18 protein-coding genes are annotated in these 14,626 nt (G+C 37.0%); 13 read left to right on the top strand and 5 right to left on the bottom strand.

Annotation, left to right across the window (positions count from 1 at the left end):
• Positions 1-219 precede the first annotated feature (219 nt).
• Together ctaG and ACLIBG_RS02090 are read left to right on the top strand one after the other, a co-directional pair.
• Positions 220-1,122 carry a cytochrome c oxidase assembly factor CtaG gene (gene ctaG, locus ACLIBG_RS02095; protein ID WP_439311051.1) on the top strand — a complete coding sequence of 301 codons (903 nt, stop codon included), beginning with the start codon at positions 220-222 and terminating at the stop codon, positions 1,120-1,122.
• Between the two features lie 142 nt (positions 1,123-1,264).
• A complete protein-coding gene (locus ACLIBG_RS02090) occupies positions 1,265-1,720 on the top strand; it encodes a DUF420 domain-containing protein (protein WP_439311050.1) in 456 nt (151 codons plus the stop codon).
• Between the two features lie 116 nt (positions 1,721-1,836).
• Here ACLIBG_RS02090 and ytvI read toward each other — a convergent pair whose 3' ends face one another.
• Together ytvI and ACLIBG_RS02080 are read right to left on the bottom strand one after the other, a co-directional pair.
• Positions 1,837-2,895 carry a sporulation integral membrane protein YtvI gene (gene ytvI / locus ACLIBG_RS02085; protein ID WP_439311049.1) on the bottom strand — a complete coding sequence of 353 codons (1,059 nt, stop codon included), beginning with the start codon at positions 2,893-2,895 and terminating at the stop codon, positions 1,837-1,839.
• Positions 2,896-3,489: 594 nt separating this feature from the next.
• Positions 3,490-3,855, bottom strand: a complete 366-nt coding sequence (locus ACLIBG_RS02080; protein WP_439311048.1) for a YugN family protein — start codon at positions 3,853-3,855, stop codon at positions 3,490-3,492.
• Positions 3,856-4,037: 182 nt separating this feature from the next.
• Here ACLIBG_RS02080 and ACLIBG_RS02075 point away from each other — a divergent pair, with 182 nt between their 5' ends.
• The 7 genes from ACLIBG_RS02075 (at position 4,038) to coaD (ending at position 8,542) form a co-directional block, all read left to right on the top strand.
• Positions 4,038-5,105, top strand: coding sequence for a CAP domain-containing protein (locus tag ACLIBG_RS02075; protein WP_439311047.1), 1,068 nt, complete (start codon positions 4,038-4,040; stop codon positions 5,103-5,105).
• Positions 5,106-5,741: 636 nt separating this feature from the next.
• Positions 5,742-6,134, top strand: coding sequence for a spore coat protein YlbD (ylbD, locus tag ACLIBG_RS02070; RefSeq protein WP_439311046.1), 393 nt, complete (start codon positions 5,742-5,744; stop codon positions 6,132-6,134).
• Positions 6,135-6,148: 14 nt separating this feature from the next.
• On the top strand, positions 6,149-6,382 hold the full coding sequence (locus ACLIBG_RS02065; protein ID WP_439311045.1) for a YlbE-like family protein: 234 nt from the start codon (positions 6,149-6,151) through the stop codon (positions 6,380-6,382).
• A gap of 61 nt (positions 6,383-6,443) precedes the next feature.
• Entirely contained in the window at positions 6,444-6,893 is a 450-nt protein-coding gene (locus ACLIBG_RS02060; protein WP_439311044.1) for a YlbF family regulator, read from the top strand.
• A gap of 67 nt (positions 6,894-6,960) precedes the next feature.
• Positions 6,961-7,236: a YlbG family protein gene (locus ACLIBG_RS02055; RefSeq protein WP_439311043.1), complete on the top strand. Its 276-nt coding sequence runs from the start codon at positions 6,961-6,963 to the stop codon at positions 7,234-7,236.
• Positions 7,237-7,485: 249 nt separating this feature from the next.
• The gene (rsmD, locus tag ACLIBG_RS02050) at positions 7,486-8,049 is read left to right on the top strand and encodes a 16S rRNA (guanine(966)-N(2))-methyltransferase RsmD (RefSeq protein ID WP_439311042.1); all 564 of its coding nucleotides are present in this window, start codon (positions 7,486-7,488) and stop codon (positions 8,047-8,049) included.
• Between the two features lie 13 nt (positions 8,050-8,062).
• The gene (gene coaD, locus ACLIBG_RS02045; protein WP_439311041.1) at positions 8,063-8,542 is read left to right on the top strand and encodes a pantetheine-phosphate adenylyltransferase; all 480 of its coding nucleotides are present in this window, start codon (positions 8,063-8,065) and stop codon (positions 8,540-8,542) included.
• A 67-nt stretch (positions 8,543-8,609) separates the two neighbouring features.
• Here the strand turns inward: coaD and ylbJ are convergent, their stop codons facing one another.
• Positions 8,610-9,824 (bottom strand): sporulation integral membrane protein YlbJ, encoded by a 1,215-nt coding sequence (gene ylbJ, locus ACLIBG_RS02040; protein ID WP_439311040.1) that lies wholly within the window; start codon positions 9,822-9,824, stop codon positions 8,610-8,612.
• A 235-nt stretch (positions 9,825-10,059) separates the two neighbouring features.
• On the opposite strand from ylbJ, the gene ACLIBG_RS02035 reads away from it, so the two are divergent.
• Positions 10,060-11,076 (top strand): SepM family pheromone-processing serine protease, encoded by a 1,017-nt coding sequence (locus ACLIBG_RS02035; RefSeq protein WP_439311039.1) that lies wholly within the window; start codon positions 10,060-10,062, stop codon positions 11,074-11,076.
• A 152-nt stretch (positions 11,077-11,228) separates the two neighbouring features.
• On the opposite strand, the gene ACLIBG_RS02030 is transcribed toward ACLIBG_RS02035, so the two are convergent.
• Complete coding sequence (locus ACLIBG_RS02030; RefSeq protein WP_439311038.1) at positions 11,229-11,663, bottom strand: hypothetical protein; 435 nt, start codon at positions 11,661-11,663, stop codon at positions 11,229-11,231.
• Between the two features lie 17 nt (positions 11,664-11,680).
• On the bottom strand, positions 11,681-12,895 hold the full coding sequence (locus ACLIBG_RS02025; RefSeq protein ID WP_439311037.1) for a nucleotidyltransferase: 1,215 nt from the start codon (positions 12,893-12,895) through the stop codon (positions 11,681-11,683).
• A gap of 198 nt (positions 12,896-13,093) precedes the next feature.
• Between ACLIBG_RS02025 and ACLIBG_RS02020 the strand changes: the two genes are divergently transcribed.
• The 3 genes from ACLIBG_RS02020 to ACLIBG_RS02010 all read left to right on the top strand — a co-directional run bounded on the left by ACLIBG_RS02020 (position 13,094) and on the right by ACLIBG_RS02010 (position 14,615).
• The gene (locus ACLIBG_RS02020; protein ID WP_439311036.1) at positions 13,094-13,645 is read left to right on the top strand and encodes a YceD family protein; all 552 of its coding nucleotides are present in this window, start codon (positions 13,094-13,096) and stop codon (positions 13,643-13,645) included.
• A gap of 36 nt (positions 13,646-13,681) precedes the next feature.
• A complete protein-coding gene (gene rpmF / locus ACLIBG_RS02015; RefSeq protein ID WP_439311035.1) occupies positions 13,682-13,858 on the top strand; it encodes a 50S ribosomal protein L32 in 177 nt (58 codons plus the stop codon).
• A gap of 271 nt (positions 13,859-14,129) precedes the next feature.
• Positions 14,130-14,615 carry an RsfA family transcriptional regulator gene (locus ACLIBG_RS02010; protein WP_439311034.1) on the top strand — a complete coding sequence of 162 codons (486 nt, stop codon included), beginning with the start codon at positions 14,130-14,132 and terminating at the stop codon, positions 14,613-14,615.
• The last annotated feature ends 11 nt before the right edge of the window (positions 14,616-14,626 follow it).

Below are 14,626 nucleotides of genomic sequence, written 5' to 3'. Positions count from 1 at the left end.
GATAGAGTAAAACTGGTACTTGGTAAGATCCACATTATAGACCTACAAAAAAATCAACACTTCTCTGTTTACCATAGCTAGGCTTAGAGTCTAACCGATGGAACAGCCCATGATAGTCGAACATGATAAAATGTTGTTGTATTGTCACAGAACCAATGTGTGTAAGCTCTTAAACTAAGTTATAATAGAAGTATAATGTTTATACTGAGGTGAAGTATCATGTGGCTTGAGTTACAAATATTCGGATTTCGGGCACTGTGGAGTCCGTATTTCCTTTTGTTTATCATTAGCCTTGCAGTTCTGTACCATTTAATAACTGGAACGTTTAGAAAAAAGTTTGGCGATAATGAAAAACCGACAACAAAGCAGCATGTTAATTTCTACGTTGGACTTATTTTACTCTATGCGGTGAAAGGGTCACCGGTTGATTTACTTTCTCATATAATGTTAAGTGCACACATGATTCAGATGGCTGTATTTTATTTTATATTTCCAATCTTCATATATAAAGGAGTGCCAGTATGGATTTGGGAAAAGGTTGTCAATACTAAATGGGTTAAACCAATTTTTAGCCTCTTATCAAAGCCATTAATTGCACTGTTATTATTTAATGGTTTGTTCTCTATATACCATATTCCTGTTGTGTTTGACTTTTCTAAAACATCCCAACTTGCTCATAGTTCAATATCCATCGTATTAATCGTTCTCGCATTTATAATGTGGTGGCCGATTATGGCTCCTATTAAAAGGCTAGACACATTAAATCCGTTGCTTAAAATTGGTTATTTAGTTGCGAGTGCAGCAATTATTACGATTGCTTGTGCACTGCTTATCTTTGCTAGTAATCCGGCTTATTCCGCTTATACTTCAGAGGGAGCTTGGTTACAGGCGTTAAGTTTATGTGTTCCAGGTGATGTTCTGAGCGGTCTGCAAACGACACTGTCAGGACCGGAAATGTTCTCGCCATTAAGTATATTGGATGATCAACAACTTGGTGGTATTATTATGAAGTTTATACAGGAAATCGTTTACGGCATTTTGATCGGGCGCATTTTCTTTCGTTGGTTTTCGAGAAAGAATATGGAGGTCGACCCTATTCCAGCTGCTTTACAAAATCATTAAAAACAAGTGGGTAAAGAGAGTGCGATATAACTTGTTTAGACGAACAGCGTTAGCATGAATTTCTTCGTACTATTTAGCTTTTTATTGTCTTATGAACTAAAATGTAAGTATATTAGATTCTTTGAAAGGAAATAATTAAATAATGCCATTTTTACCAACGGTTAGTACCATTTTCATTATTATAAGCGCTACTTTTGTTGCAATTGGCTGGCGGTTAATTATTAAAGGAAAAAAAACGGCACATAAAAAAGCAATGACGTTTGCTGCATATAGCGCACTCTTATTTTTTGTCACGTATATTACGAAAACAGTTGTAGTCGGTAGTACGAGTTTCGGCGGACCTGAAGACATAAAGGTTTATTATACGGTCTTTTTGCTTTTTCATATTATTCTTGCGACTGTTGGGTTAGTATTTGGTGTTACTACACTTGTGTTGGCATGGAAAAGGAATATTACGAAGCACGAAAAAATTGGACCAATAACAAGTGTCATCTGGTTTGGTGGTGCCATAACAGGTGTAATTGTATATTTTCTGCTATATGTTGTTTTCAGGGGCGGAGAAACTACAAGCTTGATTAGAGCAATACTTGGTTATTAGGTTATTAATTCAAAAAAACGAGGGAAAAAGCGTAAATGCTTATTGCCTCGTTTTTTTGTTAATACAGGTATGAATTTATTATTATCCAATGCAACTCGCAAATCTAGGATATCTGCTTAGATTTTCATGCCCCATTTAATAATCCCAGCTTCTTTTGCCGAAGTAAAAGCAATTACAAGCAATGGACCTAGAACAAACCCGGTAATACCAATTAATTTGAGACCAAGAAACATGGCAATTAACGTGGCCAGCGGTGAAAGCCCGATATGTTGTCCCATTAATTTTGGTTCGATAATTCGTCGGATAGCCAAGAGCAGGATAGCAAGAATGGATAATTGAATAGCCATTGCAGAATTCCCGGATAAAAACATAAATGCTGCCCATGGAGCCAGTATGATAATGGAACCTATGATTGGGATTAAATCAACCAACCAAATAATTATGGCCATGACAATGGCGATTTCCGGAGCTATAAATAGCAAGCCTATTAAAGAAACAATGAAAATAATGATACTTACTAAAAATTGAGCTTTTAAAAATCCAAGTAGTACACTGGATAGACGTGCATTCATAAAAGATACTTTTTTGGCCGTTTCTTCCGTAAATAAATGATATGCTTTAGATTTAACAATCGGCAGTTCAAGCATAAACAGAAATAAAGCAATTAAGTAAACAAGAAAACTAAGTAAGTATTGAGGTATTTTAGCAAATATTTGTGCAATATTATCAAGCGTGATGACCTTTTTAATCGTTGTGGCAAGTGCGTCTATATTTTCTTCCAAACTGTTGGAAACCTGCTCGAAAAATTCGGGTGGTAATGTTTGTGTATATTGTTGGAAATCTTCTTCCCATTTTGTATAAATTAAATTAATTTCATTAACGTGGGACGGGACATCTTCTACGAAATTAACTACTTGGGCAATTGCTTTTGTTACAACTACTGTGCCTGTAAAACCAACGATTATACTGAATAATAAAAATACAATGATAACGGATATCTTTCTGTTAAACTTCGTCCTTCTCTGTATCAGACGGACTATTGGATTAAGAATAATAGCGGTTATAAATGCAGTTATTAAGGGGATGGAGACAGGTAAAATAAAATAAAAAAATAAAACAAGTACAATAATCAAAAAAATAAATGTCCAATGGCGTTTTGTCAGTTTTCGAATCAAAGTATATATTATCTCCTTTCATTTACTCGGTTATTGCCTATACGTACTCAAGAGGGGTTAAAAATCAGAATTCCGCTCACCGTACTTGGTATTTATGTTCTACTATAGGTGAGGAACAATCGAAGCAAATTACCAAAGAAGATTAAAGAGCCTTTACCCTAACCTTATGAACAATACCTATAAAAAATATAGCACGTATTTGATTATTTGAACAGACGCAGAACCCCTTTATGTTAAAGAAAAGCGCAAGCGCCCTGCCTAGAAACGTAGCGACTGGACTGAAGCAACTAAGATAAAGGAATCATGCCCCTGCAAAAGGGGTATGCCAACGTTGGCCGCAAAGGCCGTATTTAGTTGGCCCTCCTTTGTCTTACCGAATCGATGATGACTTTCACCCAAGGGCATAAGGGCGACTAAGCCTCTGTCTAAGCCAATCGGCAAGTCTTCTTTATCGCAAGGCGTTGCAGGAAGTCGCCTAGTTTCTGGGCGCTTAAGCTAGACAGCTATGCACAAAATTATATACATTCTTATCTGTTGAAAAAAACCAATAACTCTATGGTAATAGAGTTATTGGCATATTTTGAAGTATCGTAACTATTTTTTGTGGCTATCCAATTCTTCTTTTACTTTTTTAACAAGGTTATTTGCGCGTTCTACGAGGTTTTCGGGGAAATTTTCATCTTCACCATACTCAACGCCATGAGGATAATAATGTTTACCCAAAAGAGGTGTCTTTAGTTTAACGACAGCATCTTTTTTATCAATATCCCCTTCAATTGCTTCACCTTGTATACGGATGTAATATGTAACATTTTTTTCTTGAGAACCTATTCTATAATCATAAGTTACTCTTTCATAATCCCACGATTCACCGAGTATAAAAGCATGTTTACCCATAATATGGTTTAGTGGCACGATATCTATTACAGTATCTTCCAATCCTATGTTTTCTAATTTCATATTAACCACCTCAACTTTATTCTCACTAAGGCTATCATATTAGAATTTAGTCCAGTTTGCAATTGATAAGAGTAGAAATCTTGATCAATTATAGGGATTGTTATCACTTTGCGAAAAGTAAGTATGTAACGTTTGGCTTGTACATATAATGGAAATATATAGAATGCAAAGGAGTAATTTATATGCGGATGATTCAACTTATCGTTCTAGTAGCACTACTTTTATTCGGCGGTTATTTTATAATTCAACAGGATTACTTTTCTAATGACTCTAAACATTCAGCTGAACACCTGCAGTCCACACTGGATAAGCAGCAAACAAAAACAAAACAGGTTCCGTCTCCTAAGCAAACGAAAGGGTTAATGGAGGGGGATTTGTTCACGTGGGTTGGTAAATCATCAAGTGAGCTGACAGAAGCATTTGACAAGCCTGACCGTAAAGACAAAAGTGCTTACGGCTATAAGTGGTGGGTGTATACGGATCAGGAAGATGAATATATTCAATTTGGTGTAAAAGATAATCGGATTGTAACTGTTTTTGCTACAGGGAACGGTTTGTCGATTGCACCGCTTGAAATTGGCCAAACTTATAATGAAATAGAAGAGATGTTTACTTTTTCGAATGAAATTTCCTATCGTGAAGGAATCTCGTTTTATACGTTTCGTTTAAATGCGGACGATATGAAATTACAACCTCTAATTCAATTAGAGGATGATTTATACGTTCAATTTTATTTTGATACTTTTTCAGATGAACTTTCATCGGTTCGATTATTGGATGGAGAGACATTGCTTCAGCATCGATTTTATGAAATGGAATACCGCGGTGAACTGGAGGATCATCCTGTATTATCAAGTGAGGAATGGGAAAAAGTTCAAAATGGAATGGAAAAACAAATACTTGATTTAACAAATGTAATCAGACAACGGCATCAGCAATCTCCACTCCGTATAGATGAACAGGCGAGTGATGTTGCGTTTCTACATAGTAAGGACATGGCTGAAAACAATTACTTTTCTCATTATAGCCAAAATGGTAATGGGTTGAGAGATCGATTAGAAGCGCAAGAAGTATATTACATTGAAGCGGGAGAAAATATTGCTGCACAATATTCGGATGCACCAGCTGCAATGGAAGGCTGGTTGAATAGTAAAGGACACCGGGAAGCTCTGTTGAAAGAAACCTACACTCACTTGGGCATAGGGGTGTATCGTCAATATTATACACAGAACTTTTTAGCCAAACCATAATAAAAAAAGTGAAAGACGAGCAACAAATATAAATCTACCGTAATCCGAGCGATTGAAACCTTTTTGGTTTAATTTGTTTGGATTTCTTTTTTGTCGTTTTCGAAAGCTTTGGTGCTGATTACGCATAAACCGCGACATAAGTGCTTCGTTGATTTACGTTACGTACAGTTGCTTTCCGCGGGCAACTCTTCAGCCTCCTCGGAAGAAAACCACTTCCTGCGGGGTCTTCAGATGTTGCTTTTCCCGCAGGAGTCAACTGTCCTCCACTCCAATCAACTATCGTATTAACAACTCCAATGATAAGAAGTAAATAAGCACAGCACAGCGGAGAAAAAACACGGAGACTCCTGTGGGAGGAGAGGCCTAGATGAAACACCGCAAGGCGTAGCCTGAGGACATCAGCCGCCCACGGAAAGCGCAGTGTTTTTTCGTAGCGGTCATTTATATTACGTCGCAGTTTAAAACAACTACGTATAAAAAGATTCGCTCGTTGTATCTAGTGATCGTTCTTCTTTATTATTGTTCGTTTTATTTTTCACTACTTTGTCGGAGAAATCTGTGTATAACGCACACCCACTTTTGGCGTGCATATTATAATATAGGCTTTTCTCGATTAAGAAATACGGAGTGATTTGAATGGAAGATAAATTAGATCCTACTGTTCGTGCGTTTAAAACGTTTATTAATAGAAAGCCGAAATTAATTGAAGAAGTGCGAAAAAGCGGCGGCTCTTGGCAGGAAATTTACGAGAAGTGGGCATTACTTGGTGATGACGACCCTTATTGGGATAAGTATGATAATACAGCCGACTCGTCAGAAGAAAATAGTAGCACGAAAAAAAAACAAATGGAACTGTTCAGCCAGCTTATGAAATATACAGAAAAGATTGATTTCAATAAAGTACAGGATCAAGTACAGCAATTAAATAAGACGATTGATACCGTACAGGAAGTGTTAGGACAATTTCAAGATACAAAACAGTCGAAAACGAATTATCAAAATGATCGTTTCCGCCGGTTTATGGATTAGAAGGAGAGAGTAAAATGGATTTAAACAGCTACACCTATTTAAAGGAGAACCCCCATTTACTCCAATTCGTTCGCTATCAACCAATATGGTATCGGTATATTACGAGAGATCCGACCCGAATTTATCAATTAGAAAAAGAAGCAAAGCTTTTTTATGGAAAAACATTTTCCCAGAGACTTGGACAAATGAATGAACAACTGCAAATGGCACATATGCTTATTTCTTTTGCCGAGGCGATGAAAGATTAAATAACTATCATTTCCAACTAGCAAATAAAATGATATGATGAAGTCGGAGGTGTTAGTTTTTATGATAGCTACGATGGAATACGTAGATGTCCTGGATCATTCAGAGAAAGTAAGCCGTATGATTCTGGGTTCTGATGTAATGGAAGCTTATAACGACGCTCGCACTGAATTACTTCAAGATAAACAAGCGCAAGAACTCATAAATGCTTTTGTAGATATAAAATCCCACTACGAGGATGTACAGCGATTCGGTCGGTATCACCCTGATTATAATGAAATTATGAAAAATGTCCGTACTGTCAAGCGAAAGATGGATATGCATGATAAAGTTGCAGCGTTTAAAATTGCTGAACGTAATTTACAAAAATTGCTTGATGATATAAGCGATCTTGTTGCTAAGAGCGCAAGCGAACAAATAATGGTTCCAAAGGACGGCGCGTTACTTACAGACAGTGGATGTTCCAGTGGAGGTTGCGGAAGTGGCGGGAGCTGCGGCTGTCAAGCTTCATAAAAAATTTGATCAGTTAATTTTACTTTGTTATACTGATTAAAAATTTATATGTAAGTGAGGATATGGAATGAGAGTAAAACGGCAAGGAATGATTGTGTGGTTTCAACATAGGAAAAATATTAAACAGATCAGGCGTCATGGCCATCTCATATACGTATCAAAGAAAATGAAATATGCGTTGATTTATGTTAATCAAGACCAGCTGGAAGTAATAGAGAACAATCTGCTGAAATTGCCTTTTGTTTCCAAGGTAGATCGTTCCTATAAACCATTTGTTGAAACAAACTTTGAAAATGCAATACCAGATAAAGCGAAGCAATATGACTACAAAATGGGAATTTAAAGCCATGCATGATATTTACATATCGTGCATGGCTTTTCCTCTGAATTGGATGTATTTTTCCTGTTATGCAATTTTTGTTTTCTGCTTTATCAATACGTGACAGAGGGAAGAATTTATGGGGAAGCAAAAATACTTCCTCTGTCACCGTAACAGTTCGATTATGTAATCGCTGTTACATTATGATATTATGTACAAAGGAAAAAATAATATACATGTAATCTATTAGTTTTTGTTATTTTCAAATTAGAGGTGAAACAATTGCGCATCATTGCGGGTAATTTGAAAGGTCGTCAAGTTAAACCAGTTCCTGGTAAACAGACAAGGCCAACATCCGATAAAGTAAAAGAAGCTGTATTCCAAATTATTGGTCCTTTCTTTGAAGGGGGAGAGTGCCTCGATTTGTTTGCTGGGAGTGGTTCGTTAGGAATTGAATCAATCAGCAGAGGAATGGATAAAGCAATCTTTATTGATAAAAACCCCAAAGCCATCCATACTATTAATAAAAATAGAAAAGATTTGGAAATAGAACAACAAACAGAAGTATATTGTACAGATGCGTATCGGGCTCTACAAGCAGTTGCAAAACGTCATATTACATTTGATCTAATTCTAATTGATCCACCGTATGGAAAGTTCAATTACAATCATCTATTGAATAAAATAGAAAAACTTAATCTTGTAGCAAAAGATGGGGTTATTTATTGTGAACACACAGCAAGAGAACAATTGGATACACTCGGTGAAAGTTTTACGGTCATAAAGCAATCTACATATAGCAATACGATAGGCATCACAATCTATAAAAAAGAGTAAGAGGTGTTTTTCAATGAAAAAATTAGCGATTTGCCCTGGAAGTTTTGATCCGGTAACAAACGGGCATTTGGATATTATTAGGCGTGGTTCTGGAATTTTTGATGAAGTTGTTGTTGCATTATTTAATAATCAATCAAAAACTCCTTTGTTTTCCGTCAACGAAAGAATTGCTTTATTGGAAGAAGCAACAAAAGATTTACCGAATGTAATTGTAGACGTATCGGAAGGACTATTAATTGACTATGCTCGCCACAGAAATGCGAGTGTAATTTTACGTGGCTTACGGGCTATTAGTGATTTTGAATATGAGATGCAGATTACGTCCATGAATAGAAAGCTCGACCCTAAAATTGAAACCTTTTTTATGATGACAAATAACCAATATTCCTTTTTAAGCTCCAGCATTGTAAAGGAAGTAGCCAAATATAAAGGAGATATTTCGGATTTGGTACCGCCTGATGTTGAAAAAGCCTTAATGGAAAAGTTTAGCTAACTGAACTTTTCTAAATTGCCATTGTATAATTAGTTTAGTTGTTGTTTTTACTAGGGTTTCTTCATTTTCATCTATCCGATCTTTGCACGTTTCGATACATAAGGATTAGCGCTACTGCTAAGCAAGTGATTGTCAACAATGGGCCTATTTGTTGGAAAGTATGTAGCATCGATTCGGAAAAACTTTGTCCAGGTCTCCCTGAAGCGGGAACAATAGTGTGTAAAAATGATTGTTTGTTTACATAGAGGGGATTGAATAATAAAATCGTCAACAAGCTTGCAAACAAACCATGCAATATACGAGCAAAGAAATAAGGTGCAAAGCGTATATCTGTTTTTGCAATAATACTTGCGACTTGTGCTTGTATGGAAAAACCATTAAACCCTAAAATAAAACTTACAACGATCATTTGAGCAAGCAAGGAATCTACTGTGCTTTCGGAAATGAGTTGTGCCCCCATTGTTACTTCAAATAAACCTGACAAGAGAGGGAGGGCAAGCTCTACAGGCATAAATAATAAGGAAAGAATATTTTGCATAAATAATGCGATAAACGGAGTAATGCCTACAAGATACAGTAAGGTTGTAAAAACAGAAAAAAGCATAATAAAGCCACCAATCATTACTAGTGTTTTTACAGAGTTTACGACGGCATCCCCAAGGATTTCTCCAAATGGTCTTAGATCATTCATTCTTGATGTATGCATTTTTTTAAAGGCTCGAATAAGCATGGATTGCTTCTGCGTGTCATCTGGTTTGGACTGCTTCATGTCACGAGCGTAAAAACGCATGCATACACCAACAAAGGCGTTTCCGATGTAATGACTTAAAGCGATTAGTATACCTAATTTCGCATCATTAAAAAATCCAACTGCAACAGCCCCGAAAATAAATAAGGGACTGGAAGCATTTGTGAAGGAAACGAGACGTTCTGCTTCGGCTTGTGTAAGCTGTTCTCTTTCCCGTAGTTGAACAGACATCTTTGCTCCGGAGGGATAACCGCTAGCCATTCCCATAATCCAGGCGAAACTGCCAACACCGGGGACATTAAATACTGGGCGCATGATCGGTTCAAACAGTACACCCAAAAATGAAACAATGCCAAAAGCAATTAATAATTCAGCAGTGATGAAGAAAGGCAGCAAAGAGGGAAAAACAATTTCCCACCATATTTCCAATCCGCGGACACTTGCTTTTAAAGCTTGTTCGGGAAATAGAATTAAACATAGGGCAAAAAAGATAGTCATGCTTGCCAATAGCAATGTTTGTATGATTTGTTTCAATCGTCATCCTCCTAGAGCAGTTGCTAACTTATACATAGCCCTGAATTAGTTAAAAATCCATGCAGTTTTAGAAATGTTATAGCAAGTTCGGCATGTCGGTTATAAGCATTGGTTCATTTATAGTTTGAGTCAAGCCTTCTTTATAAATATACGCACATACATCTTGCTTTTATGCCATACACTTTTCATATCGATTATAATGCTTAGAATTGAAAGGAATAAGGAGGATGTCGCCATGAAGTTTTCCGGAAAACATCTATTTTTTTTACTTTTCGTCAGTGTCGTTATTTTTGTTCTCGCTACTTACCAATTGCCATACTATATATATAAACCCGGTCATGCAGATGCACTGAATGAAATGGTTGTTGTAAACGATGGGTATACAAGTAAAGGGGACATGCATCTTGTGACCGTGAGCAGTAACCAGGCGACACCAATTCATTATATGCTTGCAAAAATACTGCCTCATCAGGACTTGGTCCCGTTAAAAGATGCTCGGCCGGAAGGGATTTCGGATGAAGAGTATATGCGAGCTCAATTACAAATGATGGAGTCTTCCCAGGAGGCTTCTATTGTTGTTGCATATGAAGCAGCAGGTGAGAAAATTTCAATTGAATATAATGGAATTTTCGTCGTTGATGTTATTGATGGAATGCCGGCTGAAGGTAAATTGCAAATGGGGGATCATATTACGTCAGTAGACGGTCACAAAGTTTCCGAAGCGGATGATTTGATTGATTATGTTGGCCAAAAAAAAGCCGGAGATATAGTTGAACTGGAAATAAACAGAGATGAAGAACAGATGAAAGTGGAAATTGGCTTGGAAGCATTTGATGAGGATAAAGAAAAAGTTGGTGTAGGTATTCAACTCGTTACCGATCGCAATGTAGAAGTGGATAAAAAAATTGACTTTGAAAGTGGCAATATCGGTGGGCCTAGTGCCGGTCTTATGTTCTCATTGGAAATCTATGATCAGTTAACAGAAAAAGACTTAACAAATGGTTTGGAAATAGCGGGTACTGGAAAAGTTGATTACAACGGTAATGTTGGGCGAATTGGTGGCATCGATAAGAAAGTTATTGCTGCGGACAGGGAAGGTTGCGCTATCTTTTTTGCTCCGAATGAGCAAGGGAATAAAGATTCCAATTACATGACAGCCAAAAAAACAGCAGAAGAAATTGGTACGGATATGAAGATTGTTCCGGTTGATACTTTTGAAGAAGCAGTACAGTTTTTAGAAGAACTTAAATAGGAAACTAATACGAAGCGGGTAAGCAGTCAACTATGCTTGCTCGTTTTTGTGCTGGACAAGGAACTATATCAACTAGTAACAAGCGTATGTTGTACAGTAAAAAAATACAAGATCCATAATGAAAAAGCGCATTCGCAAGAATGCGCAAATTATTAAACCGGATTACTTAAAATATCAAGAATAATAGAACTGAATCGATGTCTGATGACCAATTGTGCCTTTCTTGCTTTTACATTCATAGGTTCAAGGTCTTCTGATTGTTTTTCATATGATAGTTGCAGTTCATTCTCCAAATTACTGATTTCTTTTTCAAACCAAGCTTCGTTGTTTTCATATAATTTTGTAGCGGTTTTTTCGTCTTCAATCTCCTGAGGAACCATAAAGTGCAGATTATAAATGTACATTTTGAATTCGCCTAATCCTTGCTGACGGATTCGTTCTTCGAATAAAGAAAGTAATTCTTTTTTTACATTTTCCGAAAAACCATCCGCTTCCATCCCTTTTTCAATTTTTTCAATCGTTATTTTATCGAGCTCCTCTTGATACTTTTGTTGGTCGAAGCCTTTTCGTTCAGCCCAAAATGACATAGTGATACCTCCTGAATTTACTGTTGCCTAATTGGTGGCATGAATTCCTGTTTAAATAATTGTTTCCTAGCTAAAGGGGGCAAAATACTGTAATATGCGAGACTTGCTCGTTCTTCTGCGGAAAGGAGTGGGTTTAATTCTCTTTTTAATCCGGAAGTAATAGGAACATCCATTTCTTTTTTTCTTTTGTTTAAATAAGCTTGCCCTGTCTTTGTAATACCGAGTAAACGCACATATGACACAGAGGCGTTTTGGTGTATTTGCTCGATATCTGTTTGTTTCGTGTTCGTTAATAAATGTACAAAAATTCGTTGTAATCTCGTCCACGTGTACCGCTTTGTTTTAACTAGATTCATCCACTCCCGGAAAGATGATGCTTGTTTGGCGGTACGTTTTATTCGATGCTCCAACCCTTCATTCATTCCATGTATTTGCTTCATTTCCTCCGTCGGCATTGTCATGACTCGGTAATGAAGTAATGGAAAATATGCTTCCCAGGAATGCCACATCGTTGTGAAGGATTTATAATTTTCAAGTTGCTGTACGGATACTTCCGGTAAGGATTGCTTTACATGTGAGGTCATGCTGTTTTGTTTGAAGAGGTTGCGGCGAATACTTGTTGCACTGGCAATTGAGCTATTAATCGTATCGTCATGGTAGTCACTTTTAGTTCGCTTGATGGTGAGCAAGTGAATGGGTAAAACATGATCCATAACTTCTTTTACATAACTGAAACCGAGGATATTGTTCGGTTTCGTTAAATCCAGCTTTGCATCGGTTAGCCCAATTTTATCATACCCTTTCCTGCTCGCTTCCGGAAAGGCGTATCCTTTGTTCAGGTAATGGTGTTGCTCCTGTTTGAAATTGACTTGATTGTTTTTAAAATGCTTGTAAGCAGATTGAAAATAGTGAATGTTCCCTTGTTCGCTGCCGAAGCAAATGCTGTCGACCCCTATTTGATATAACGTTTGCACAGCCCCTTTGGCAAACAGTTCACTACTTTGTACAGCATATGCATAAGGTAACTCGATTACAACATCAATACCGGAAGCTAATGCCGCTTTCGTGCGGTGAAATTTATCAACAATCGCGGGCTCTCCTCTTTGCAAAAAAGATCCGCTCATTACCGCTATGGCACATTCAGCATTTGTGTGCTTTTTTGCCATTTGTACATGGTAGTCATGCCCATTATGAAATGGATTATATTCCACGATTAATCCGCACGATTTCAATAAAACCTCTCCTCTGTTATAATATAGTCATTGTAACAAATAATGGAGTGAACAAACAACTGATTTTGGAGACTTTGGATGAGTAGACTGTTATCTACAGGGAACCTTACAAACAAAGAGCTTGTTATTAATTACAGTATTTGTTGACAAAAGTTCATTTTCCTTTTAAAATACTCATGTTGCCTTGAGGTGATTTTGTTGAAGTTAACAGTAAGTCAAATTAAGAAAAAAACCGTTCATGAGCCTTTTTATTTCAGTAAAATTGTACATGTTTCCGATTTAGAAAAGCTGAACAATGATATTCGCAAGATAGATCCTGTGCAAGTAGATGGGAATTGTTTTATGGAAGGCGATCAAATTATATTTTCCCTTACGATCAGTGGCCACATGATTTTACCATGTGCTCGAACGTTGGCAGACGTACCTTTTTCCTTTGAAATTCATGCAACGGAAATATTTACAACCGCTGATCATTATGACGAAGAAGATGCGGAAAATGAAATTCATCCGATTGATGGAGAAGTACTTGACTTAATGCCTCTAATAAAGGAAAATATTTTATTGGAGATTCCATATCGAGTCTTTTCACATGATAAGAGAGACCATGAACAAGCCGCCTCAAAAGGAAAAGGTTGGGCGATTGTTTCTGATGAAGAAATGGAAGAAACAAAAGATGAAAATATAGATGCGATTGATCCGCGCTTGGAGAAATTAAGCTTGTTGATCGATAAGGATAAGGACAAAACTTAACTTTTTGACTGATTGCATTTTAAGGAGGTGTTATACATGGCAGTACCTAAAAGTAGAACTTCCAAAAAAGTTACGAGACAACGTCGTACACATAAAAAGTTACAAGTACCTGGAATGATTGAATGCTCCAATTGTGGAGAGTTCACGAAGTCACACCATGTGTGTAAAGCTTGTGGCCATTATGATGGAAAAGAAGTAGTTGAAAATCAATAGATGAAAGCCTAGCTGGCTGGAAGCAACAGATCACGATGTGTGATCTGTTTTATTTTTGCACATGAAATAAGGATCTAAGTAAATATGACGGAAGAGGTACGGAATTGTGCTAATATATCCAATAATTAGGAACATGAGCAAATCGTAAACGATTTCTTTTCGCGCGAAAAACCCCACAGTTCAGCTGAACGAAAAGATAATCAAGAAATCTGTTATTCTATCTTTCCTATTTTTTGCATACATTTATAGCAAATATATTAGGAGGGGTGTTATGAATTCGACGAGACAGGATGCGTGGACAAAAGAAGAAGATTTAGTTCTGGCTGAAATCGCATTGCGCTATATACGGGAAGGGAAAACACAGCTTGAGGCATTTAAAGAAGTAGCTGGGCGGTTATCACGTACTCCGGCTGCCTGTGGATTCAGATGGAACGCAGCGATTCGCAAACAGTATGAAGATGCTATTTTGAATGCGAAAGAGGAGCGAAAACACGGAAAAAAGAAAGGATTGAATGCAAGTCGTGACGGAAACATAGATGAAGAAACGCATACGATAGATTCCGCCATTTCATTACTGGAGAAAATGAAAGGTAATTATACATTAGAAAACAAGTCGTTGCTTCACTCTAGGGAAGACACGGTTACATTATTAAAACAGGAGAATGAACGATTAACGAAACAATTGACACGTTACCATGAAGCGTGGAAGGAAATGACTAACTTATGGGAATGGGTTCAATCGAAAAATGAAGAGTGAGCAGTTAATAT

It is taken from the genome of Virgibacillus sp. W0181 (assembly GCF_051846915.1).
Lineage (GTDB): Bacteria > Bacillota > Bacilli > Bacillales > Amphibacillaceae > JBPYCR01.
This window is presented reverse-complemented; position numbering and strand designations above follow the sequence as displayed.

Coding starts and splice junctions, on each gene's coding strand:
- ctaG (WP_439311051.1), top strand. CDS start 220: ATGTGGCTTGAGTTACAAATATTCGGATTTCGGGCACTGTGGAGTCCG.
- ACLIBG_RS02090 (WP_439311050.1), top strand. CDS start 1,265: ATGCCATTTTTACCAACGGTTAGTACCATTTTCATTATTATAAGCGCT.
- ACLIBG_RS02080 (WP_439311048.1), bottom strand. CDS start 3,855: ATGAAATTAGAAAACATAGGATTGGAAGATACTGTAATAGATATCGTG.
- ACLIBG_RS02075 (WP_439311047.1), top strand. CDS start 4,038: ATGCGGATGATTCAACTTATCGTTCTAGTAGCACTACTTTTATTCGGC.
- ylbD (WP_439311046.1), top strand. CDS start 5,742: ATGGAAGATAAATTAGATCCTACTGTTCGTGCGTTTAAAACGTTTATT.
- ACLIBG_RS02065 (WP_439311045.1), top strand. CDS start 6,149: ATGGATTTAAACAGCTACACCTATTTAAAGGAGAACCCCCATTTACTC.
- ACLIBG_RS02060 (WP_439311044.1), top strand. CDS start 6,444: ATGATAGCTACGATGGAATACGTAGATGTCCTGGATCATTCAGAGAAA.
- ACLIBG_RS02055 (WP_439311043.1), top strand. CDS start 6,961: ATGAGAGTAAAACGGCAAGGAATGATTGTGTGGTTTCAACATAGGAAA.
- coaD (WP_439311041.1), top strand. CDS start 8,063: ATGAAAAAATTAGCGATTTGCCCTGGAAGTTTTGATCCGGTAACAAAC.
- ACLIBG_RS02035 (WP_439311039.1), top strand. CDS start 10,060: ATGAAGTTTTCCGGAAAACATCTATTTTTTTTACTTTTCGTCAGTGTC.
- ACLIBG_RS02030 (WP_439311038.1), bottom strand. CDS start 11,663: ATGTCATTTTGGGCTGAACGAAAAGGCTTCGACCAACAAAAGTATCAA.
- rpmF (WP_439311035.1), top strand. CDS start 13,682: ATGGCAGTACCTAAAAGTAGAACTTCCAAAAAAGTTACGAGACAACGT.
- ACLIBG_RS02010 (WP_439311034.1), top strand. CDS start 14,130: ATGAATTCGACGAGACAGGATGCGTGGACAAAAGAAGAAGATTTAGTT.